Genomic DNA, 21,484 nt, shown 5'->3' with positions numbered 1-21,484 from the left:
AACGGAAATGGGTGCAGTAGAACGTAACGGCTATCGCTTTGAACCAGAATTTAGTGTAATTGAACAAAATGGAGCGATTCATGTGTATAAACAAGGTGAATTTGTTGAGGAACTACAGTTTGATTTTAAAGGGAAATTCCCCGAGATGGACCAAATTGAACAGTTGATTGATGAGTATTGTGAAGATAAAGGAATTTGAATTCCACTGGGGATTAAGCCCCCATGTTTGACGCTGGAAGTGAATTCGTGGTATATTTATCTCGAATTAAAGATATTCAAAGTTAGGGTAAATATAGTAAGTACACAATTACTGGAGGTATTGAAATGAAGGGGCTAAAAGGAATACACCATGTTACTGCCATTACCAGCAGTGCTGAAAAAAACTATGAATTCTTCACTTATATATTAGGAATGCGATTAGTAAAGAAAACCGTGAATCAAGATGATATTCAAACCTACCATCTGTTTTTTGCCGATGACACAGGAAGCCCAGGCACAGATATGACCTTTTTTGACTTTCCTGGCATCCCAAAAGGGCAGCATGGGACGAATGAAATTTATAAAACGGCTTTCCGTGTGCCAACTGACGCTGCGCTGGATTATTGGGTAAAGCGGTTTGACCGCCTAGAGGTAAAGCATACAGGGATCAAAGAACAGTTCGGAAAGAAGACAGTCTCCTTTGTTGACTTTGATGATCAACAATATCAGCTTGTATCAGATGAGAACAATCAAGGTGTACCCGCAGGAACTCCTTGGCAAAAAGGTCCAATTCCACTTGAGTATGCGATAACAGGTTTAGGACCGATTCATGTCCGAATCGCTCAATTTGATTATTTTAAAGAAATGATGGAAAAGGTTCTGCTTTTTAAGGAAATAGACCATGAAGGTTCTTTGCATTTGTTTGAAGTTGGTGAGGGTGGCAATGGAGCGCAGGTTATCGCTGAGCATAATAGTATACTTCCACAGGCACAACAAGGCTATGGAACCGTTCACCACGCGGCTTTCCGAGTCGATGATCGTTCTGTTCTAGAGGATTGGGATCAGCATATGCGAAGTTTTGGTTTCCAAACGTCTGGCTTTGTTGATCGATTCTTCTTTGGCTCACTTTATGCCAGAGTTGCTCCGCAAATTTTGTTTGAGTTTGCAACAGATGGACCAGGGTTTATGGGAGACGAGTCTTATGAAACGCTCGGCGAGAAATTATCCCTACCACCGTTTTTAGAATCAAAACGTGAACAAATCGAGAGAATGGTTCGTCCAATTGACACAGTAAGAAGTACCATTGATTTTAAAAAGGAATAGCTTGGATATTCATCCGGTGATTTACGCAGAAGCCGGTCAAGAGAAAGGAAACCCGCTTCATCAGAACCCGAAATTGATCAAGGAATTTAAAAATCCCGCTTCATCATGTTTAAACTAGCTGCTTCATTGTCTTTGGTAAAACTCTTCACTTGCTTTATCCTCCACGAGGTTTATCATAATAATAGAAGGAACCCTCGGCAAAGGAGAGCAAGATTTATGAGCTTGTTGGCAAAACTCTTTTCTAAAGAAAGAAAGCTTCAGATTGATTTCTGTGAAAAAAACCTCGACAGGTTTGTTACCGCAGATTACTTTCCAGAGTATGAAGCATTCTTTAATAAAAAAAATATCACATATAAAGAATATAAATGCCAAAGTATGTGTGAGGAGTGTAAATTATCTCCTTATGCATTCGTAAATGGTGAGTTCATTGCCGCAGATGACGCGGGTAAGCTATTAGATAGATTAAGACAGCTTCAGAAAGTATGATACAAAGAGACTTTGTCTAGAGTTAAAAAAGAAGTAGGTAACGAGGATACTTAACTCCTTCAAGCCTACTTCTTTTTTTAGGAGCACTCCCACTTGAGCTTTGCCTAAAAGGGAAAATTATGCAACAATTTAACTAGAATGATACTGTCACACTCCTATGAAAGGGAGTGTTTCTTTTTAATGGAGGTGAATAAGTGAATCCAGTTGATACGACAAATCGAATTGACGAGCTTGATTATTTAAGGGGATTTGGCCTTTTAGGAATTATTCTGATTAACATTGTTTTCCTTTTGTCGGCTAATATGCCAGCTCCGAATACCCCAGATGCCGTCTATTGGAAGTTCTTATATCTATTTGTCGAAGGTAGATTCTATACGATTTTCTCGTTTCTTTTTGGAGTGGGATTTTACCTATTTATATCCCGTGCGAATGCGAAGGGGAAGAATGGGACCATCTTTTTTTTACGACGACTCCTTGTCATGTTCAGCTTCGGATTGCTCCATTCCATGTATCATCCTGGTGAGGCTTTAAGTGTTTATGCAGTATGTGGATTGCTGATCTTGCCTTTATATAAGCTAAAAAAAGAGCTTAATCTAGTGATTGGGTTGATTTTGCTTTTTGCTTTTAGTTGGGTGGCCATTAAACCGTTGCTCCCCATTGCGCTTATTTTACTAGGGCTCACAGCTGGTCAATATCGCCTATTTGAAAATATAGTAGAGAAAAGGAAGCAGTTGAATTGGTTTACAAGCATTTTCTTCCTGTTTACAGTCATAGCACTATATTATCAAGCTAAACAAGCCCCCTTACCTAGTAGGGAGGGAAGCCTAGAATTGTATTGGTTTTACCATGTGGGAATTATGATTGGTCCGATTATCTCGGCCTTTTATGTAGGATTGCTTCTTGTTTTATTACAAATACCCATTATGAAAAAACTATTAACACCGCTAAAATACTATGGTCGCATGGCTTTAACCAATTATATATTCCAAACCGTGTTTATTTTAATCGCAAATTCTTTATTAGGTTTATACGGTCAGCTGACCTTTTTACAAACGTTGATAATCTGTTTCGGTATTAACATCATCCAGTTAGCTTTCAGTATGATATGGTTGCACTATTTCCGCTTTGGACCATTAGAATGGATTTGGCGAATGGCTATCTATTTGAAGGTTCCTCCGTTATGGAAAAAAGACACAGCTAAGTGTCAAAACTCCATTCAATAAAATGGCTCTCTCTTTGTTTAAATGCTTTGAGATAAATAAAAAAGACGCCTGCATAGCAGGCGTCTTGCGTATTGGGGCGACGGACTGCACGCCACATCGTGCATTTCCTAAAAGGAGTGTCCGTCGACTTATCCAACTCAGCTCATCGCTTAATTAATATACCATTCTCCAAGAGGAATAACAAGTGCCATTTTTTTACACGATTCCTAAAGAGCATTAATATACGAGAATTGTATAGGTATGTCAGCTCTAGTAGATATTTTAAATGTTTACAAGTTGAAAATATTAGGATACTATAATAAAAGTTAATTCCAACTATTTTTATGAGAATATGAGGTGAATAAAGTGGCACAAACATCATTAGCAACGAATTGGGATGGAAGATCAACTACAGTGGTTTCAGAAATAAGTCCTATGCAGAAGCCATATGTGGTACTAGGGATCATTGCCGCAATTATTTTATATATTAGTATTGTAACAGTAGCCGGTTGGACACAAGGTACCTTATATATTATCGGTCTAGCCCTAGGAGCAGCTTTATTGTATGCCCGTTTCGGTTTTACATCAGCTTTTAGACGGCTAGTTTCTGTCGGAAATGTTCAAGGCTTGCAGGCGCATATGCTTATGCTAGCTGTTGCATCTACTCTATTTGCCATTATTTTAAGCACAGGTTTTAGTTTTACGGGAGCTACCCCTTCTGGGAATGTAAATCCAATTGGTGTAAGTGTAGTTGTCGGGGCTTTTCTATTTGGAATCGGCATGCAGCTAGGAAATGGCTGTGCTTCAGGAACGCTCTACAATGTCGGCGGGGGTTCTTCGTCGATGATACTAACCTTAATTGCCTTTATAGCTGGGTCAGCCTTGGGTGCTTATCACATCACTTTTTGGATGGAAGATATGCCGTCGTTCCCAGCCGTTTCTTTAGCGGAGTCAACGGGGCTAGGCTACTTCGGTGCTTGGATTGTTCAGCTTGCAGTGTTTGCACTTATCTACTGGCTATGCGTGAAATTTGCTAAAAAGAAAAACCCGCCAATGATGAAGCCTTTGCCAACAACGCAAGGGTGGAAGAAAGTTCTACGTGGTGCCTGGCCATTATTCGGAGCTGCCATCGTGCTTGCATTGTTAAATGCGTTAACTTTAATGGTGAAAGGAAGCCCATGGGGGATCACGTCAGGCTTTACACTATGGGGCGGAAAAGCCTTGATGGCTATGGGTGTAGATGTTGGTTCTTGGGATTATTTTGCAGGTTCAGATAAGCTGACGAGTTCTGTTCTAATGGATGGAACAAGTGTCATGAACTTTGGGATTATACTGGGAGCATTCTTATCTGCAGCTGCTCAAGGTACCTTTAAGCCTGGTAAAATTAAGCCAGGAGTTGCCGGTGCAGCAATCATCGGTGGACTAATGATGGGGTATGGAGCCCGTTTAGCATTTGGCTGCAATATTGGTGCGTATTTCAGTGGAATTGCTTCCTTTAGTCTTCATGGATGGGTTTGGGCCATCATGGCCATGCTTGGTACGTATCTAGCGTTGTTTATCCGGCCATTATTTGGACTAAAGAATCCAAAATCAACCGATTCAATTTGTTAATTTGTGAATGAGGAAAGAGTATGACTATGGTCATGCTCTTTTTTTGTGGTTAAGGAAATTATAAAAGTTCCAGGTTGTGGATAATTATATGCGTTGTCTGCATCCAGCTCCAGCGCCCAGCGACTAGTGTACTTCGCCCACCGAGTAAAAATTGGGCTTTTGGATTTTTACCTCCGCAATGATTGCGTCAAGCACGAATGCGCTACGCTCTTCGTGTTTCCTTTATCTCAGTCGGTGTGCTCCAGTCCATACTTCGCTTAACGGGCGCTTGCGCTTTTGTTCCATATCCTCTTACACTAAAGTTTTTAAATTTTATGGTAAAATGAAGCTAAAATTCAGTTAATTGTGAGGTAATCATGAATAAGCCCAGAATATTAGTGATTGAAGATGAAGAAAAAATTGCCCGTGTTCTTGAGCTGGAGCTAACATATGAAGGCTACGAAGTTGAAAAGGCTTTAGACGGTTTAGTGGGGTTCCAGCTGTTTCAGCAAGGCGAATGGGATTTAATCCTGCTTGATGTTATGCTCCCGGGGATTAGTGGGATTGAGGTGTTGCGAAGAATTCGATCCAGTGACGCTGACACTCCAGTTATCATGCTAACAGCAAAAGACTCTGTTGAGGATAAAGTATCGGGCCTCGATCTTGGAGCTAATGACTATGTGACAAAGCCTTTTCAGATTGAAGAACTTCTTGCACGTATTCGCGCTAGCCTGCGATTACAACGAAAACCAATGACAGAGGAAGTTAACCAGGATTGGCTCATCGTTGGAGACTTAAAACTAAGCGAGGGTATCCATGAAGTCATGCGGGGCGAGACGGTGATTGAGCTAACTCCCCGTGAGTTTGATTTATTGGCTTATTTAATGAGAAATTCCCGTCATGTATTAAACCGTGAGCAATTATTAAACAGTGTTTGGGGCTACGATTACTACGGGGACACCAATGTTGTCGATGTGTATATTCGTTATTTGCGTAATAAAATAGATAAGCCTTACGGAACACCTTATATCCATACAGTCCGAGGGGTCGGTTATGTACTGAAGGAGTCAAAATGAAGCTTCGGAATAAAATTAATCTATTTACGAGCGTTTTGTTCATCGTTTTATTAATCTTAGTGAATCTGTCTATTTATCTTTCTTTTAGCAAAATGATGTTGGCCGGTGAAGTGGAGCGTACCGTTGCCGAAGCGAAACAAGCCATTAATGGAATCAATCAAGTCAATTCAACGGTAGAATTGCAGGATATTCTCCTTGCCTATGTTCCCGTTAATGGAATGATGCAGATTGTTGATACAGAGGGGAAAGCAGGAGCAGGAGTGGCTGTTCCAAGTCAACAGACCCTTTGGGAGATACCTGTTCGCTATCATCAAAAGGAAGTTCAAACAGTTGTTGAGTACAATAATATTCCTCATGCCTTTGTTTCCATTCCAATGATTTCGCGTGAGGGTGAGGTAGTTGAGCTTCAAGTAACGGAAAACCTAGGAGCAACGGCCGAGATGCTCAATACTCTTAAGCTTGTGCTTATCATCGTTACCTTCATTACCACGATTCCTGTGTTGATTTCATCTAGACTTCTTAGTAATTTTATTACCCGACCGATTACCTCGATGATTGCAACCATGCGTGATATCAAGGGAAGTGGTCAATTTAAAAGGATCCCCCTGCCTAAACGATCAAAAGATGAACTCTACCAAATGGGCGAAACGTTTAATAATATGATTGAGCTTTTAGAAGTGAACTATGAAAAACAAGGCCAATTTATCTCAAATGCTTCCCATGAATTAAAAACGCCACTTACAGTGATTGAATCGTATGCATCCTTATTAAAAAGAAGAGGAAAAGACCAACCAGAGCTTTTTGATGAGTCCATTCAGGCCATCCATTCTGAAGCCATACGCATGAAGGATTTGACCCAGCAATTGCTTCTGCTGGCCAGGAATGAGCAACATTGGTTACTGGAAAGTGTCGGAATCAACTTAAACGAAGTGGTCGAGGAAGCCGTGCAATCTTTTAAAAAAGCCTATAATCGTGAGGTTGAACTAAAGCAAGAAACTGAGGTTATGATAAATACTGATTTACAAAGGTTTAAGCAATTGTTCTTTATTTTAATGGATAATGCACGAAAATATAGTGAAGAAAAGATTGTTGTAAAAATTAGCAAAGCAAAGGACCAAGCTGTGGTCGCAGTCATTGACCATGGGATAGGAATCCCAGCGCGTGATTTAGAAAAGGTATTTGACCGATTTTATCGAGTAGATAAAGCTCGCTCAAGAAAGACCGGTGGCTTCGGCCTTGGTTTGTCCCTTGCTCAGGAAATTGCTGATGCCATGGGGGCAACTATTAAATTAGAAAGCGTTGAAGGGCTCGGAACAACAGCTAAAATAAGCTTGCCTCTTACAAATTCTCATTAATTTCTCATATTAGTAGCGTAGAATAAAGGGAATGAAAAAATTGGAGTGAAGCAAATGAGCAAAGGGAAAAAAATACTCGTTGGAGCAGGGGTGTTTTTGGTAGTCATGTTTGCTGTTTGGCAGGTATCGAGGGTTATGACTTCGGCACAACCACTTACGGCAGAGGAAGCCACACAAAAGGTTCAGGAACTTTATGCAGGAGACATCGTTAGTGTCAAGGAAAGAACGGACCTTTATCTCATTACGATTGTGTTAGAGGACACAGGCACCTATGAGATTGAAATTGACCGTGAATCTGGGGATATAGCTAGCATGACAAGGACCAAAAAAGGGGTCGCAAGCAACGAAGGAGCTCAGAAAGAAGCAACTGAGGAAGAGCAAGCTGAAACTCCTCCTAACACTAGACAAGAAGAAGAGCCTTCTGAACAAGGTGGGAAAGACAAGACTCCAGAAAATCAAGGAACACCACCAGCTGATGATAACTCAAATGCAAAACCGGAGACACCGAGGCAAATAACGGAACAGGAAGCCATTGAGATTGCATTAAATCAATTGAATGGTGAGGTCGACGACGTGGAGCTTGAACAATCCGGAGGGCACACCTATTACTTAGTTGAAATTGAACGAGAAGGAGAAGAGGCAGAGGCCACAATTCAAATCAATGCGATTTCAGGAGAAGTGATGTCTGTCTTCTGGGAGGATTAATGAGTGATTGGCAAATAAAGTCGTAGTGATAAAGCATAGTGCCTAACAGGAAATCTACAGCTATATTTATCCCTCCTAAAAGAAAAAGAAGCCTCTTCTTCATTTCTCATCAATTTCTCATTTTCTTATTCATGTCTCCTCATTTTGGTTGTCTATAGTGTAGATATACCAACAAAGGAGGAACGTAAAATGAAAAAAAATTTATTGATGATTGGTGTGACAGGTGTCGTTTTATTAGGAGGAGCACTAGGCGTAGGGGCATTTTCAGAGACAACCCAAGTAAAAGAGAATCATTTCATTTCTATGAAGAAAGCAGAAGAAATCGCTCTTGCTGAAGTGGAAGGGACAATTGAAAGTGTAGAGTTAGAAAAGGATGATGGAAAAGTAAAGTATGAAATCGATATCCGTGACCAACACGGAAACGATGATATTGACGTTGATATTGATGCTACCACTGGAAAGGTCATCAAGGTAGATCGTGACGATGACGGTGATGATAAAAAAGTGAAAACAGATACTGTTGCTACTCATTCCATTAAGAGTAGTCAGGATGATGACGCCGTTAGTAGCGCAACTAAAGGAAGTACTCAGGATATAAATGCTCAGGCCGCAAAGCAACGAATCACCAAAGATGAGGCAATTGCGATTGCTACAAAAGAAACCCCGGGAAAAGTAGTCGAAGTTGACTATGATGACGGCGAATATGAAATTGAAATCCTTACAGAAACGAAAAAAATCGAATATGAAATAGATGCCAGAGCAGGAAGAATCGTACAAAAAGATATAGATGATTTAGACGATGACGATGATGATGACGACCGCTACGATGACTAAGAGGTTTTAGAATATAGCTTGCCTTCGGGGAGGCTATTTTTTTTTGGACTTCTTCAGGGTTGTTGATTTTAATAAAATTGTTTAAAGTACAATAAGGATGATAAACAGAAAGGCGGAATAGAGATGATACGATTTGGAATCATTGGCACCAATTGGATCACTAGTAAATTTATTGAAGCGGCCAAGCAGCATCCTAGGTTTACATTAACAGCAGTGTATTCTAGAACAGAGGAGAAGGCTCGTGAATTTGCTGGTCAGTATGGGGCTGAATCGCTTTTTACGGATTTACAAAGTATGGCCATGAGCGATGAAATTGATGCTGTCTATATCGCTAGCCCGAATTCCTTGCATGCTCAGCAAGCGACCATCTTTCTTGAACAAGGCAAGCATGTCTTATGTGAGAAGCCGATTGCCTCGAATGCTAGCGAACTAAAGCAGATGATAACGGTGGCCAAAGAGCATGAGGTTGTTTTAATGGAGGCGTTGAAAGCCACCTTGGTACCAAATTTTAAGCAATTGGCTACTAATATACATAAGATAGGGAAGGTTCGTCGATATTTTGCAAGCTATTGTCAATATTCATCTCGCTATGATGCCTATAAAGAAGGAACAATTCTAAACGCTTTTAAGCCAGAGTTTTCAAATGGTGCCTTGATGGACATCGGGATTTATTGTCTTTACCCATTGATTGTGCTTTTTGGAAAACCGGAGAAGGTTCAGGCTACCGGTGTCATGCTAGATTCGGGAGTAGATGGTGAAGGCAGCATTCTTTTAACCTATAAAGACATGGATGCCGTTGTGTTGTATTCAAAAATCACTGATTCGTCAATACCATCGGAAATTCAAGGTGAAGATGGTAATATTGTGATTGATAAAATAAATGTTCCAGAAAAGGTGGAAATTCGCTACCGTGATGGTTCCTGTGAGGATCTCACTCAATCTCAACCGTACGAGTCGATGTATTATGAGGTAGAGGAATTTATTCAGTTAATTGAGAGTGGTCAAAAGGAGTCAAAGGTTAATTCTCTAGCCCATTCCTTACAAGTGATGGAAATTATTGATGAGTGCCGACGACAAATTGGCGTGCAGTACCCAGCTGATGAACGATAGTAATAAAAATCTCCCCATTTAAAATTGATGGGGAGACTTTTTTGATTAAAAGTAAAGTGAATGTTGAACCTTAATCTTACGGTTTCAAAACCACCTTAATAACCTCATCTTCATGCTCGCTAAAGATTTTATAAGCGTCACTAGCCTGATCAAGGGGGACCTTATGGGTAATGATTTCTGTGGGGTCAATTTCACCTTTAACAATCATGTCATAAAGCTTCGGCATATAATGGATGACGGGCGCTTGTCCTGTTTTCAATGTGACATTTCGTTCGAAGATATTTCCAAGCGGGAACATATTATACATCGAACCGTATACACCTGTAAGTTGTATCGTACCAAATTTTCGAACTGAATTTTTAGCAATTTGAATGGCGCTTAATGTTCCACCTTGAATTTTTAACTTCTGCTCGACCTTTTCTACAACAGATTTTTTTCCGTCCATGCCGACACAATCAATAACTACATCAGCGCCACCCTGGGTAATTTCTCTAATATGCGCCCCGGTATCATCAAAATCCTCAAAATTAAATACTTCAACATTGTTTTTCATTTTTGCATGTCGGAGCCGATAATGGAGGTTATCAATTGCAATGACTCGTTTGGCTCCTTTCATCCATGCGAATTTTTGTGTCATCAACCCGACAGGACCACAGCCAAGCACGACAACTGTGTCGTTTGGTTTTACACCTGCATGCTCAACACTCCAGTAGGCTGTCGGGAGCACGTCAGAAATGAATAGTAACGCTTCATCCTCGAGTTCACAAGATTCTGGGACTTTAAAGGGCATAAAATTGCCGTACGGAACGCGAAGAAATTCTGCTTGTCCGCCAGGGTAATTCCCATAGCGCTCGGTATAGCCAAAATAAGCTCCGGAGTCTATGTCAGGGTTATCGTTAGAATTGTCACACTGGCTTTCCATATCATGCTGACAATAAAAGCAGTGCCCACAAGCAATAGTAAAGGGAAGAATCACTCTGTCGCCTTTTTTCACTTTTTTAACATCTGGTCCAACTTCTTCTACAATCCCCATAGGTTCATGACCGATAATAAAACCGGGGCGTGTTGGGATTCCACCGAGATAAATATGAAGGTCTGAACCACATATAGCTGTTGACGTAATACGGACAATAACATCATCGCTTTTTTCGATTCTCGGGTCGTCTACCTTTTTTACCTGGATATCCTTTGCACCTTGGAAAGTGACAGCCTTCATTGTGAACCCTCCTCTTTATATTTATGACACTTTAGTACCCACTAGTGTAAAGCTTTCATTACTATGTTGTGAAGAAGAGGGTTTTTTCATTCTGGAATAGTGACAAAGCTTGGTTTTCCGCTTAAGATTGAGTAAAGAGGTAGAGGAGGGCTAGTCCATGAAGGTAAAGGTATTCGCCAATCTCCGAGAAATCTGTGGCGGGATAAGTGTAGAAGTAAAGCCAGATGGCGATCGAGTGATTGATATTCTTGATAAAATGGTGGAAATGTTTCCTGATATCGAAGAGGAGATTTTTACAGATGAAAAAAAGTTAAAACCATTCGTTCACGTTTACATAAATGGAAAAAATATTATCCATTTGGATGATTTAGAGACAATGGTGAAGGAGCAGGACCAATTTGCCTTGTTTCCTCCAGTTGCAGGTGGTTGAGATGGAGAGTTGTGAACTTGAATTTCGGGGAATCAATAGAAAACATCTTGGGATGTATTTTGAAGAGCTTGGTGGAAAATCTCAAACTGAGACATTTCCTTTTGTCTATAAGGGTGACGGATGGATTGGGGAAATTTTTAGAGAAGATGAACTCGAATTTACAAAGGTCTTTAAAGTAAATGCAGTTCATATAAGATTTACAGCGGAATCAGAATCAAAACTCGAAGAATTGATTAAACTTTACCGGCATAAAACTACCAGAGTTGGTGGGTAGGAACAGGGATATTTATTGATTGTCGATGATGAGTATCTCCAAGTGAGCTCTCGTTATCGGCAATTTTTATTATATTGGACTAGATTAAGTTTATGAGTAATAAAAACAAGCACTAAACCCCTGATATCAATTTAGATTGTCCATGAGAGCTTGTCTCAAGGACAAAAAAGGGGTTCCCAATACAGAATATGTCCATGAGAGTCCGTCTCAAGGACAAAAAAGCAGGCCACAACAACGAAAGTGTCTATGAGAGCCTGTCTCAAGGACAAAAAAGCAGGCCACAACAACGAAAGTGTCCATGAGAGCCTGTCTCAAGGACAAAAAAGCAGGAATGAACAACAAAAGTGTCCATTAGAGCCTGTCTCAAGGACAAAAAAGCAGGCCGCAACAACGAAAGTGTCCATGAGAGTGCGTCTCAAGGACAAAAAAGCAGGCCCCAACAACAAAAGTGTCCATGAGAGTCTGTCTCATGACCAAACGGCCCAATCCAATCGTCAAAAAAGACAATTAATTAACCTGCATCCCCAACATTTAAGACATGAAAAACACACTGGGAATTACCCAGTGTGTTTCTGTGTGTAATCTATTTCTCAGCCCTTTGTAACTAACTAGAATCTATTTACTGCTTTTCAGTCGGAGCTGTATTCTCTCCTACAAGAATACCTAATTCGCGAAGCTTTTCAGCTGGAACTACTCCATCTTGCCAGCCACGAACTTGGTAGTATTCTTCAAGCATGATGTCCATGCGGCTGACAGAACCTGTACTGTTTCCAGAGGCAGGCTCTTCTGTGAAGCGCTTTGGAAGGAAGTCATCTTCGCGCTTATCGAAACCAGCAAGATTATTATAATAACGCTCGAGGTTATAGATTCGTTCTCCGGCCAGCATAACATCGTCTGCTGTCATTGGGATACCAGTCATGGTGCTGTACTGCTCTGCATAGTGCTCAGCATTTTCAGAGAAAGAAGAGAACTTACAAATATCCATAGAATCACCGAAAGCTAGCATATCCTGGAAGGTTTTAAGCAATGCGCCTTTACCTTCAGCCTTCAGGCGATCTGTTGGTTCAGGAATACCAGCGATTTCACTCGCAACTGTATATCCGCGTAAATGACAGGCCCCACGGTTACTTGTTGCATAGCCAAGACCAATACCTTGAATTCCACGTGGGTCGTAAGCTGGGATGGACTGACCTTTAACGGACATTGAAAGTTCTGGTGCTCCCCATTCCGCCGTAGCACGAGCTGGACCTTCAGCAAGCACGCCACCAAAGCCTTCACGGAACGCAATTTTCTTCGTCAATTCAATCATGGCATCCTTGTCGCCCCATTTAAGAGGTTCTTCGATAATCCCTTTTTCATATGCCTCCATTGAAACGGAGAAACAGTGACCCAGTTCAATGGTATCTAAGCCGTACTCGTTACATTGATCGATGAGATAGGCAATTGCTTCTGCGTCACTCACTAAACAGTTCGAACCAAGTGACCAGGAAGATTCAAATTCAAAGCTTTCAACTCTTGTTTTATATTTGCCATCTTTTACTTCAACTTCGATTTTACAGCCAACAGGGCAAGCATGGCAGGCATTGTTAGAAACAAGCAAGTGCTTGTTCACGTATTCACCACTATGATATTCAGCTTGATCCCAATGAGTTAATTGAGAGTTCTTTGTTGGGAGCGCTCCCACTTCATTGATTACGTTTGTTAGAACATTCGTACCGTAGACAGATAAACCACCTTTTTTAGGGGCTGTCAATCCGCCTTCAAGAATCGCCTTTACCGCCTTACGGTTGGCCTTATTATATTCATCCTTCAGTTTAGGAACTGGCATATTCCCTTTTTGCTCCGCCTTAATGACAACGGCTTTCAACATTTTATATCCAGCTACAGCAGCCGTACCACCGCGACCTGCGGATCGGTCATGCTCGTTGATAAATGCTGCGAAACGAACCTTGTTTTCGCCACCTTGACCAATAGCTAAAACGCTTAGGTTATCTTCGCCGTGTTCATCCTTCATTAATTTAACGGTTTCTCTGGTGCCTTTTCCCCATAGGTGAGCAGCATCACGAAGCTCTGCCTGGCCATTCTCTATGTACAGATAGACAGGCTTATCACTTTTCCCTTTTACAATGATGTTATCAACACCAGCCCATTTTAAGCGAGCCGCTGTCCAACCACCAATATGAGAGTCAGTTGCTGTTTGGGTAAGAGGGGATTTTGTCACAACAGCCATCCGACCACTCATTGAAGAGCGCGAACCAGTAACAGGACCTGTCATGAAGCACAATAGATTCTCTTCAGAAAAGGGCTCTACTTCTGGACCATTGTCTAAAAGGTATTTAACCCCGAGACCACGAGCACCAATGTATTTTCTAGCATCCTCTTCATGGAGCTCTCTGTAGCTAACGTTCCCATTCGTTAGGTCTACTAAAACTTCTTTGTTCATAAATCCGCCAAGATTCATTGATTTTGCCACCTCTTTCTATTTATTTAAAAAACTATGACTATATTTAATTATATATGGTATCTAAGGAAATTTCTTGCTTATTTTAAATAATTCAAATAATTTTTATTGTAAAATAAGGAGGGGAAACGAAATCAATGAAAAAGTTGTACTTTTATGTAGAATCATAGAAAAGAGGGATACAATGAACGATTTGAATCGGTATTCGCGGCAGGTTCTTTTTAAGCCAATAGGGGAAGATGGCCAGCGAAAGCTTTTAAATAGTCGTGCCGTTATTGTTGGGATGGGGGCACTAGGAACGATTATTGCAAACCATCTGGTCCGCTCAGGTGTTGGCTACGTCCGTATGATTGATCGGGATTTGGTGGAGCTCTCTAATTTACAGCGCCAGTCGCTTTATGATGAAGAGGATGCCGCAGCAAACCTCCCGAAAGTGATTGCCGCCGAAAAGAAACTCAAGAAAATTAACTCGACAGTAAAAGTAGAACCGATTATTGCCGATCTGAACTTGGACAATGCAGAAGAACTTTTAACAGGGTTTGATGTGATTGTCGATGGAACAGATAATTTTTCAACTCGATATGTGATCAATGATATCTCAGTGAAATTAGGTATACCTTGGATATATGGAGGAGCGGTTTCTTCGAGGGGGATGTATGCAGTTATTAAGCCTGGGACAACCCCTTGCTATCGATGTCTTTTTCCGGAAGTTCCAACTGGTCTAGGGGAAACCTGTGATACCATTGGAGTGCTGTCTCCACTAACCGATATTATTGGTTCCTTTGAAGCGGTTGAGGCTATCAAACTATTGGTAGGCGCTGAGCATAATCCAAACCTTGAACAGCTTGATATTTGGTTTGCATCTTCTTTACAGATGGATATTACTGAAGGAAGGAACCCAGAGTGTCCCACTTGTGTTCATCATGAGTATGAATTTCTCGATAGATCCTCAGATAAGCAAACAGCTTATGCTGTTTTATGTGGTCGGGATACTGTCCAAATCAACCCGAGGAATGTGCAGCAATTTGACTTACCTGCACTTGCAAAAAGATTAGTACAAAGTGGCAAAGGGAAGGTAAAGAGTAATTCATTTTTATTGCGGTTTTCCCCAGATGATCAAGTTTCAATGGTCTTTTTCAAAGATGGCCGAGTCCTTGTTCATGGTGTGGATGATATTACTCAAGCAAGGAAGTATTATGCACAGTATTCAGGGAGCTAAGAAGTAGTTATCCACAAAAACATGTGGTTAATCAGGAGTTACTAACAAATTATTCACACTATTCACAACTATGAAGGAAAAGGCTGTTTTTGTAGAGATTGTTGTTAAAATTGTAAAAATCTTAAAGCCGATTTTTACTACCTAAAGCCGATTTTAACGCAAGGTAAGGGATTTTGTACGTCATAGTTAGTTTGTAAGCTCTTTTCTCATAATAAAAAGCTATTTTGCAGTGAAACAAAGCTTAATCCAACCTATTTTGTATCCAAAAGCAACAAAATTTGAGAAAAGAGCCAAGAAAAAAGAACCGGCATCTTGTGATGTCGGTTCTTTTTATCCACAGTAATCAATCTCTGTCGGTTTTATCGCTTTGATCTTTATTGCGCTTATTGCCCTTGCTGTTGTCGCCGCTCGTCATTAGCTCTTGTGAAAATTCAGCCATTTGATGCTGAGTTTTCGGTGAATTTTGGTTTTTACTACCTTTATTAACCTTCTTTGTCATCAAAAAAACCCCCTCGTAACATACTTCTTATTTAGTTTTTCTCGTCAATGAAAAAATATCCAAAAAAAAGAGGCTGGAAACGAGTCCAGCCTTTCAATAAGGGAAGTTCTTTTAAACCAGGTATTAAATTAAAAGGGAAGTTTGTAAAACATATAAAGCCATGAGCATACTTTTCTGAAAATCGAGTTCCTTAAAATTTGTCGATTTTCAGTACAGGGATTTTTCCGATCCCTATATTCAATGAAAGTAGTTAAAAGTGTAAACAGCTTGCCAACGAAAGATGTGTAACTAATTGTTCCTTTTTCGTTAACTCTCTGCTGTCTTCTTGTCTTTATAATAATAAGTAGGTATGAAGATGTTATGGAGAACTTATGTGGAAGTTGTGAAGATTACGAGTTGATGAGAAGGAGAGAGATACATGGGTCAGAAAATCATGTTAGTTGACGATGAGCCGATGATTACCGAGGTTTTAGAAGCTTATTTGCGGAAGGATGGATATGAAGTTTATACATCAGGCAATGGCTTGGATGCGTTAAGAAAAGCCGATACGTTGAAGCCGGATTTAATTGTACTAGATTTGATGCTACCAGACATCTCTGGAGAGGAAATTTGCCGTCTGCTCCGGAAAGAATCAGATGTCCCCATTTTAATGCTAACTGCAAAATCCGGGGAAGATGAAAAGATCAATGGCATTGTGCTAGGTGCAGATGACTATGTGACTAAGCCTTTTAGTCCAAGAGAAGTGGTCGTGAGAATCCAAGCAATTTTACGAAGGGCGAGAAGGGTTGAAGATTCACAAACTGAACAGTTAAGCTTTAACAACCACGAACTTGTGATTGATCTATTTAAAAAGGAAGTATCCTGGCAAGGTGAAAATATTAGTGTCACTCCTATTGAATATAAGCTCCTTATAAATATGGCAAGAAATCCTGGACGAGTATACAGCCGCATGGATTTATTAGATAAAATTCAAGAAGATGGTTTCTCCTATGAAGGCTATGAACGCAGCATTGATACTCATATAAAAAACATTCGTAAAAAGATTGAGACAGATGCTCGGGAACCAAGATATATTCTGACCGTTTTTGGGATGGGGTATAAGTTTGGAGGAGCGCTGGATGCTAAAAACGCTTCGCTCTAAAATCTTATTCTACTTCTTGCTTGTGTCTCTTTCGGGAATTCTTGTGGTTAGTTTTAGTCTCCAATGGGGCTTCGAGGCAAGTTTTAATCATTATATTAATGAAAATCGGACACAGCGAGTCTCCCAGCTTACGAACGCCCTCAAACTCGAATTTAAGGAGCGGGGTGCTTTCACAGGGGAACGAGTGTCAAACCTGTTTTACGAGCATGCGATGACAGATTCTCTCTATTATAAGCTCTATACGCCAAATGAAATTCTCTTAATGGATTCAACTGCTATTAGAGGGGTTATGGAAGGAATGGGGATGAGGAATAATCCTTATGAAGAAAATAGCTGGTTATCCTCAACAGAACCGATCAAACTTGAAGGCAAAACGCTAGCCGTCCTTAAAGTGTATTATCCAAAGGGCTTTATTGATAGTGAATATGTGTTCTTACAGACCATTAAAAAGTATCTACTAACGGCTGTTATTATTACCGTATTATTGGCGCTCTTCTTCAGCATGCTATTTTCTAAACGTCTAACAGCAGGGCTTAATAGTCTGTCAAAAGCAGTGGAAGAGTTAACGAAACATAAAAAAGGGGTAAGAGTTCCTCTTGATGATTTGTCATTAGAAATGAAAAGACTAGGATTGGCCTTTAACGACTTAGCGATATCACTGGAGAAAGAAGAACGATTGCGCAAGGAATTTACCGGGGACCTTGCACATGAACTACGAACCCCACTAGCAACATTGCGAAGCCAAATTGAGGCGTTTCAAGACGGAATCTGGGAACCTACTCCTGAGCGATTGAAGCAAAGTCATAACGAAATGATGAGACTCGTTCGTCTTGTCAATGAACTGGAAAAGCTCCTAGCAGCAGAAAACCCACAAATTAGGCTTGAGGAAACACAGTTGGATGCCCGAGAGCTGTTAAGTTCTATGCGTGATTTATTCACGCCGGCTTTTAAAGAAAAACAGGTAGTATTAATCGTTAATCATGAAGATCAACCTCTTCTCTTTAAAGGCGACCGCGATAAGCTCGTACAAATTTTAACCAATGTCGTAAATAATGCACTGAAATATACACCGAGTGGAGAAAACGTGAGGTTGTCAAATGTTTTTGAAGACGATATGGTTGGTTTTCTGATTGAGGATGAGGGCGCCGGGATTTCAGAGCAAGACCTCCCGCACATCTTTGAGCGCTTTTTCCGTGGAGATAAATCACGCGATCGCAAGACGGGAGGCGTTGGAATTGGGTTATCCATTGTAAAGGCTCTGGTTGAAGCTCATAAAGGAACCATTCATGTTGAAAGCGAACTAGGAAAGGGCACCGCATTTACCATACTTTTCCCACGAGTTGGCGGTGCCTGACCCCCAGTGTGGTGCCGTGTTAAAGTAAGTCATTAACATAATAGATTTTGCCGTTTTCAACTTGTCCCTCTAAAACCAGTTTGACGAGGGCGTTTGCGACAACCGTTGGGGATTTTAGCATCCCCTTTTCTTTGAAATCCTTAAACTTATCAAGTTCAGCAAAGGCCTCTTCAGAAGAGGAACGGATGGTGCTTTGCATTTCAGTATCCATTATACCCGGGCTGTAACCAATCACTTTAAACGGGCTTTGTTGGTTGTCTAGCTCTAAGCCAGTGGTCTGGGTAAACATATTCAATCCGGCCTTTGTACTGCAGTAAAGGCTCCAGCCATGGACAGGACGTTCAGCCGCACCTGAGGTGACGTTGGCAATACTGAGTGGAACATTGGATTCCTTTGCCCTTTTTAAAAAGAGATTGCAAATTTGAATAGGTGCGGTTAGATTAACTTGAATATTTGTTATCATCGCTTGATCATCAAAGAGACCGGCTGTTTCGATTGGTTCAATGATTCCGGCGTTATTGATTAGATAGACTTGATCCGTTTGCTTATTAAAAACTAGTTCTGAAATTTCTTGGAAGACGGAACTAATCTCCGTTGAGGAGGCTAGGTTGCATGTATAAAAGTGATAATTGACTCCATTTTTACTAGACAAATCTTTTAATTCTTCATTCTGGCTCCTTGAAACACCAATGACACTCACATTTTCTTCAAGCATCCTTTTGGCAATAGCCGCGCCAAGGCCCCTCGACGAACCTGTGATAATCGCATACTTCATCGTCATCCCTCCATATTTCATTCTATTAGTTTCATTGAAGCATAAACATAGAAAAACATAAAATTTTTCAGACAAAAAAAAGTGCTCCTCAACATTCTGAGCACTTAAAAAGGGATATCTAAGATAAGAGGTGGTTCCATTCACCAATGAAGGTGGAAGAAGCGCTATTTGGGAAGGATAACACTTCTTCTGTTGGACCATGTTGCTTTATTTCACCGCCAATTAAGATGGCGAGGCGGTTCGTAAAATATTTGATTTCCATTAAATCATGACTAATAAAAACCGTCGTTGTGTTGGTTTCCTTGACAACGTTTTTTATATCCTTTAAAAGTTGAACTTTTGTAGGGAAATCTAGTGCTGAAAACGGTTCGTCAAGAAAGAGTACTTCAGGTTGTAAAATCATTGCTCGTGCTAGATTTACACGCTGTGCCTCACCACCTGAAAGATGATAGGCATGCTTTTTTGCCAGGTGACTTATTTTAAAAACCTCTAGCCAGTAAGCGACTTGGTTTTTAATTTCTTTTCGTGGTATGTTCCGAATTTTTAGACCTGCGGCAACGTTTTGGTAAACGCTTGTATCGAGTAGCAGGGATTGCTGGAGAGCGACCGCAATCTTTCGCCGCGCAGCAAGTGCTGTACGATCAGAAACGGTCTGTCCTTGGAACTGAATTGAACCAGCTTGCGGTGGTTCCAGCAAGGCTAATATCTTTAATAAAGTACTTTTGCCAGCACCATTGGGGCCCATTACACCAAGAATTTCCCCCTTTTGGAGTTCAAAGGAGGGAATCGATAAAATGCTTTTATCCCGTGCTTTTACATCAATATTCTCCAAAGTAATCATAGGGTTATCCATTGAATCGCTTCCTTTGTTGTAAATAAGTAAGACTAAAGGTAATGAAGAAGGCAAGAGTCATCAAAATAAAACTCAAGGCCAACGCAATATCAAAATTCCCCTTCGATACTTCCATCACGATAGAAGTTGTGAGTATTCTCGTTTCACCACTTATATTTCCACCTACCATCATTGCCGCACCGACCTCGGCAATGACTCTGCCGAAGCCTGCAATAACGGCTGCGAGGATGGCAAGTTTGCTTTCTTTCATCAAGATCCACACTAATTGCAGGCGGGTTGCACCTAGGGCCTTCACCTGGAGAATCATCTTTTCACTAATCTGCTGAAACGCTGTTGCCGTCAAGGCAGTAACGATAGGTAAGGAGACTAATAGCTGCGCAAGAACAATGGCAGTTTCCGTATAGAGTAAGGAATATTCCCCTAAAGGACCTGAACGCCATAAAAGTAGGGTAATCCAAAGACCTGCAACTACTGGTGGTAAGCCCATCCCGATATTTACAAGCGCTAGAATAATCCTTCTTCCAGGGAATCGAGTCAGACCTAACAACATACCAGCGGGGATGCCAACAATCGTGCTGATGATAATCGCCGTCATGGATACCTTCAAGGTCCTTAAGGTGATTTCCGCAATAATAGGATCACCAGCAAGTATCAATTCAATGGCTTTTTTTAATCCTTCAATTAAGAGATCCATCTGCAATCAAACTTTCTTTGTTAGTTTCTTTTTTAGGAACTTATTCAAAGAGGAAGAAAAGCGGTTCACCGTATTCTTCTACCCCAAATTCAGCAATCGTGCTTTGTGTTTCTTCATCAGTCATGAACTCAACAAAGGCTTTTGCACCTTCGGCATTAATCATATCATTTTTTTCTGCATTAACTTCCATTACATGATAGATATTTAGAAGATTGTCGTCTCCTTCAACTAGAACTTCGAAATCTCCAAGAGTATCTTTTTGAGCTAGGTAGGTAGCACGATCTGTTAAAATATACCCTTGCTTCTCAGCGGCTACTTGAAGGCTGCTTCCCATTCCTTGTCCTGTTTCGAGATAGGCTTCATTTTCAGAGGGGGTTAGACCAGCGCTTTCCCATAACTGTAGCTCTTTTTTATGTGTACCGGAGTCATCACCACGTGAGACAAAGGCAGACTTTGATTCGAAGATTTTTGTGAAAGCTTCCTCTGTTGATAATCCCTTAATGCCCGCAGGATCAGCGGTTGGACCGACAATGATAAAATCATTATACATAACCTGTTGGTAGTTAAGGACATCGCCGCTATCAACAAGCTCTTTTTCAGAATCTGGAGCATGGGTAAGTAGTGTGTCGGCTTCGCCATTTACGCCCATTTCAAGTGCTTGTCCAGTCCCAATAGCAATGGTTTTCACATTATAAGGATTTTCATTTTCAAACATAGGAATCAATACATCTAGTAATCCACTATCTTGAGTACTCGTCGTTGTTGCAAGAATTAAATCACTTATTTCTACTTCCGTGGTTTCCGGTTCGTTTGCTGTATTTTCAGCCTTTTCCGTATCAGAATTGGAACATGCTGTTATCATTGCAAAAAATAAAATAAACATAATAAATAAAAATTTGTTTTTCATG

At 40.7% G+C, this 21,484-nt stretch carries 22 protein-coding genes; 15 read left to right on the top strand and 7 right to left on the bottom strand.

Going from position 1 to position 21,484, the window contains the following annotated elements; genetic code table 11:
* The first annotated feature begins 7 nt into the window (after nucleotides 1-7).
* The 10 genes from LG336_RS23220 to LG336_RS23175 all read left to right on the top strand — a co-directional run bounded on the left by LG336_RS23220 (nucleotide 8) and on the right by LG336_RS23175 (nucleotide 9,660).
* Complete coding sequence (locus LG336_RS23220; protein ID WP_404329819.1) at nucleotides 8-199, top strand: YbxH family protein; 192 nt, start codon at nucleotides 8-10, stop codon at nucleotides 197-199.
* A gap of 125 nt (nucleotides 200-324) precedes the next feature.
* Nucleotides 325-1,302: a ring-cleaving dioxygenase gene (locus LG336_RS23215; protein WP_404329818.1), complete on the top strand. Its 978-nt coding sequence runs from the start codon at nucleotides 325-327 to the stop codon at nucleotides 1,300-1,302.
* A 216-nt stretch (nucleotides 1,303-1,518) separates the two neighbouring features.
* Nucleotides 1,519-1,788, top strand: coding sequence for a DUF1450 domain-containing protein (locus tag LG336_RS23210; protein ID WP_404329817.1), 270 nt, complete (start codon nucleotides 1,519-1,521; stop codon nucleotides 1,786-1,788).
* A 194-nt stretch (nucleotides 1,789-1,982) separates the two neighbouring features.
* Complete coding sequence (locus LG336_RS23205) at nucleotides 1,983-3,011, top strand: DUF418 domain-containing protein (protein WP_404329816.1); 1,029 nt, start codon at nucleotides 1,983-1,985, stop codon at nucleotides 3,009-3,011.
* Between the two features lie 345 nt (nucleotides 3,012-3,356).
* Entirely contained in the window at nucleotides 3,357-4,601 is a 1,245-nt protein-coding gene (locus tag LG336_RS23200) for a YeeE/YedE family protein (protein WP_404329815.1), read from the top strand.
* Between the two features lie 356 nt (nucleotides 4,602-4,957).
* Entirely contained in the window at nucleotides 4,958-5,656 is a 699-nt protein-coding gene (locus tag LG336_RS23195) for a response regulator transcription factor (protein WP_404329814.1), read from the top strand.
* On the top strand, nucleotides 5,653-7,011 hold the full coding sequence (locus LG336_RS23190) for a sensor histidine kinase (protein ID WP_404329813.1): 1,359 nt from the start codon (nucleotides 5,653-5,655) through the stop codon (nucleotides 7,009-7,011). The genes LG336_RS23195 and LG336_RS23190 overlap by 4 nt, the downstream gene beginning before the upstream one ends.
* 54 nt (nucleotides 7,012-7,065) lie before the next feature.
* A complete protein-coding gene (locus LG336_RS23185) occupies nucleotides 7,066-7,716 on the top strand; it encodes a PepSY domain-containing protein (protein WP_404329812.1) in 651 nt (216 codons plus the stop codon).
* Between the two features lie 189 nt (nucleotides 7,717-7,905).
* Complete coding sequence (locus LG336_RS23180) at nucleotides 7,906-8,550, top strand: PepSY domain-containing protein (RefSeq protein WP_404329810.1); 645 nt, start codon at nucleotides 7,906-7,908, stop codon at nucleotides 8,548-8,550.
* A gap of 123 nt (nucleotides 8,551-8,673) precedes the next feature.
* Entirely contained in the window at nucleotides 8,674-9,660 is a 987-nt protein-coding gene (locus LG336_RS23175) for a Gfo/Idh/MocA family protein (RefSeq protein WP_404329808.1), read from the top strand.
* A gap of 76 nt (nucleotides 9,661-9,736) precedes the next feature.
* On the opposite strand, the gene LG336_RS23170 is transcribed toward LG336_RS23175, so the two are convergent.
* Nucleotides 9,737-10,876: a zinc-dependent alcohol dehydrogenase gene (locus LG336_RS23170; RefSeq protein ID WP_404329806.1), complete on the bottom strand. Its 1,140-nt coding sequence runs from the start codon at nucleotides 10,874-10,876 to the stop codon at nucleotides 9,737-9,739.
* A gap of 157 nt (nucleotides 10,877-11,033) precedes the next feature.
* Here LG336_RS23170 and LG336_RS23165 point away from each other — a divergent pair, with 157 nt between their 5' ends.
* On the top strand, nucleotides 11,034-11,306 hold the full coding sequence (locus LG336_RS23165) for a ubiquitin-like small modifier protein 1 (protein WP_404329805.1): 273 nt from the start codon (nucleotides 11,034-11,036) through the stop codon (nucleotides 11,304-11,306).
* 1 nt (nucleotide 11,307) lies between these two features.
* Nucleotides 11,308-11,580 carry a hypothetical protein gene (locus tag LG336_RS23160; protein ID WP_404329804.1) on the top strand — a complete coding sequence of 91 codons (273 nt, stop codon included), beginning with the start codon at nucleotides 11,308-11,310 and terminating at the stop codon, nucleotides 11,578-11,580.
* Nucleotides 11,581-12,199: 619 nt separating this feature from the next.
* On the opposite strand, the gene LG336_RS23155 is transcribed toward LG336_RS23160, so the two are convergent.
* Nucleotides 12,200-14,041: an aldehyde ferredoxin oxidoreductase family protein gene (locus tag LG336_RS23155; RefSeq protein WP_404329803.1), complete on the bottom strand. Its 1,842-nt coding sequence runs from the start codon at nucleotides 14,039-14,041 to the stop codon at nucleotides 12,200-12,202.
* 184 nt (nucleotides 14,042-14,225) lie between these two features.
* Between LG336_RS23155 and LG336_RS23150 the strand changes: the two genes are divergently transcribed.
* Nucleotides 14,226-15,260 (top strand): ThiF family adenylyltransferase, encoded by a 1,035-nt coding sequence (locus LG336_RS23150; RefSeq protein ID WP_404329801.1) that lies wholly within the window; start codon nucleotides 14,226-14,228, stop codon nucleotides 15,258-15,260.
* Between the two features lie 343 nt (nucleotides 15,261-15,603).
* Here the strand turns inward: LG336_RS23150 and LG336_RS23145 are convergent, their stop codons facing one another.
* Nucleotides 15,604-15,759 (bottom strand): hypothetical protein, encoded by a 156-nt coding sequence (locus LG336_RS23145; RefSeq protein WP_404329800.1) that lies wholly within the window; start codon nucleotides 15,757-15,759, stop codon nucleotides 15,604-15,606.
* Nucleotides 15,760-16,177: 418 nt separating this feature from the next.
* On the opposite strand from LG336_RS23145, the gene LG336_RS23140 reads away from it, so the two are divergent.
* Nucleotides 16,178-16,900 (top strand): response regulator transcription factor, encoded by a 723-nt coding sequence (locus LG336_RS23140; protein WP_404329799.1) that lies wholly within the window; start codon nucleotides 16,178-16,180, stop codon nucleotides 16,898-16,900.
* Nucleotides 16,878-18,254 (top strand): sensor histidine kinase, encoded by a 1,377-nt coding sequence (locus tag LG336_RS23135; protein WP_404329798.1) that lies wholly within the window; start codon nucleotides 16,878-16,880, stop codon nucleotides 18,252-18,254. Before LG336_RS23140 ends, LG336_RS23135 begins: the two co-directional genes overlap by 23 nt.
* A gap of 19 nt (nucleotides 18,255-18,273) precedes the next feature.
* On the opposite strand, the gene LG336_RS23130 is transcribed toward LG336_RS23135, so the two are convergent.
* The 4 genes from LG336_RS23130 to LG336_RS23115 all read right to left on the bottom strand — a co-directional run bounded on the left by LG336_RS23130 (nucleotide 18,274) and on the right by LG336_RS23115 (nucleotide 21,483).
* On the bottom strand, nucleotides 18,274-19,029 hold the full coding sequence (locus tag LG336_RS23130; RefSeq protein ID WP_404329797.1) for a (S)-benzoin forming benzil reductase: 756 nt from the start codon (nucleotides 19,027-19,029) through the stop codon (nucleotides 18,274-18,276).
* A gap of 118 nt (nucleotides 19,030-19,147) precedes the next feature.
* A complete protein-coding gene (locus tag LG336_RS23125) occupies nucleotides 19,148-19,882 on the bottom strand; it encodes an ABC transporter ATP-binding protein (protein WP_404329796.1) in 735 nt (244 codons plus the stop codon).
* Nucleotides 19,875-20,576, bottom strand: coding sequence for an ABC transporter permease (locus LG336_RS23120; RefSeq protein ID WP_404329795.1), 702 nt, complete (start codon nucleotides 20,574-20,576; stop codon nucleotides 19,875-19,877). Before LG336_RS23120 ends, LG336_RS23125 begins: the two co-directional genes overlap by 8 nt.
* Before the next feature lie 40 nt (nucleotides 20,577-20,616).
* Nucleotides 20,617-21,483, bottom strand: coding sequence for a substrate-binding domain-containing protein (locus LG336_RS23115; RefSeq protein ID WP_404329793.1), 867 nt, complete (start codon nucleotides 21,481-21,483; stop codon nucleotides 20,617-20,619).
* Between the last annotated feature and the right edge of the window lies 1 nt (nucleotide 21,484).

The organism is Mesobacillus maritimus (assembly GCF_044803185.1).
Taxonomy (GTDB): domain Bacteria; phylum Bacillota; class Bacilli; order Bacillales; family Cytobacillaceae; genus Mesobacillus_B; species Mesobacillus_B maritimus_B.
The sequence above is the reverse complement of the archived record's forward strand: the minus strand, read 5'-3'. Positions and strand labels throughout refer to the sequence as shown.

Excerpts from the sequence above, each read along its gene's own strand:
- LG336_RS23220 (WP_404329819.1), top strand. The coding sequence starts at position 8 with ATGGGTGCAGTAGAACGTAACGGCTATCGCTTTGAACCAGAATTTAGT.
- LG336_RS23215 (WP_404329818.1), top strand. The coding sequence starts at position 325 with ATGAAGGGGCTAAAAGGAATACACCATGTTACTGCCATTACCAGCAGT.
- LG336_RS23210 (WP_404329817.1), top strand. The coding sequence starts at position 1,519 with ATGAGCTTGTTGGCAAAACTCTTTTCTAAAGAAAGAAAGCTTCAGATT.
- LG336_RS23195 (WP_404329814.1), top strand. The coding sequence starts at position 4,958 with ATGAATAAGCCCAGAATATTAGTGATTGAAGATGAAGAAAAAATTGCC.
- LG336_RS23190 (WP_404329813.1), top strand. The coding sequence starts at position 5,653 with ATGAAGCTTCGGAATAAAATTAATCTATTTACGAGCGTTTTGTTCATC.
- LG336_RS23185 (WP_404329812.1), top strand. The coding sequence starts at position 7,066 with ATGAGCAAAGGGAAAAAAATACTCGTTGGAGCAGGGGTGTTTTTGGTA.
- LG336_RS23180 (WP_404329810.1), top strand. The coding sequence starts at position 7,906 with ATGAAAAAAAATTTATTGATGATTGGTGTGACAGGTGTCGTTTTATTA.
- LG336_RS23175 (WP_404329808.1), top strand. The coding sequence starts at position 8,674 with ATGATACGATTTGGAATCATTGGCACCAATTGGATCACTAGTAAATTT.
- LG336_RS23170 (WP_404329806.1), bottom strand. The coding sequence starts at position 10,876 with ATGAAGGCTGTCACTTTCCAAGGTGCAAAGGATATCCAGGTAAAAAAG.
- LG336_RS23165 (WP_404329805.1), top strand. The coding sequence starts at position 11,034 with ATGAAGGTAAAGGTATTCGCCAATCTCCGAGAAATCTGTGGCGGGATA.
- LG336_RS23160 (WP_404329804.1), top strand. The coding sequence starts at position 11,308 with ATGGAGAGTTGTGAACTTGAATTTCGGGGAATCAATAGAAAACATCTT.
- LG336_RS23155 (WP_404329803.1), bottom strand. The coding sequence starts at position 14,041 with ATGAATCTTGGCGGATTTATGAACAAAGAAGTTTTAGTAGACCTAACG.
- LG336_RS23150 (WP_404329801.1), top strand. The coding sequence starts at position 14,226 with ATGAACGATTTGAATCGGTATTCGCGGCAGGTTCTTTTTAAGCCAATA.
- LG336_RS23145 (WP_404329800.1), bottom strand. The coding sequence starts at position 15,759 with ATGACAAAGAAGGTTAATAAAGGTAGTAAAAACCAAAATTCACCGAAA.
- LG336_RS23140 (WP_404329799.1), top strand. The coding sequence starts at position 16,178 with ATGGGTCAGAAAATCATGTTAGTTGACGATGAGCCGATGATTACCGAG.
- LG336_RS23135 (WP_404329798.1), top strand. The coding sequence starts at position 16,878 with ATGCTAAAAACGCTTCGCTCTAAAATCTTATTCTACTTCTTGCTTGTG.
- LG336_RS23130 (WP_404329797.1), bottom strand. The coding sequence starts at position 19,029 with ATGAAGTATGCGATTATCACAGGTTCGTCGAGGGGCCTTGGCGCGGCT.
- LG336_RS23125 (WP_404329796.1), bottom strand. The coding sequence starts at position 19,882 with ATGGATAACCCTATGATTACTTTGGAGAATATTGATGTAAAAGCACGG.
- LG336_RS23120 (WP_404329795.1), bottom strand. The coding sequence starts at position 20,576 with ATGGATCTCTTAATTGAAGGATTAAAAAAAGCCATTGAATTGATACTT.
- LG336_RS23115 (WP_404329793.1), bottom strand. The coding sequence starts at position 21,483 with ATGAAAAACAAATTTTTATTTATTATGTTTATTTTATTTTTTGCAATG.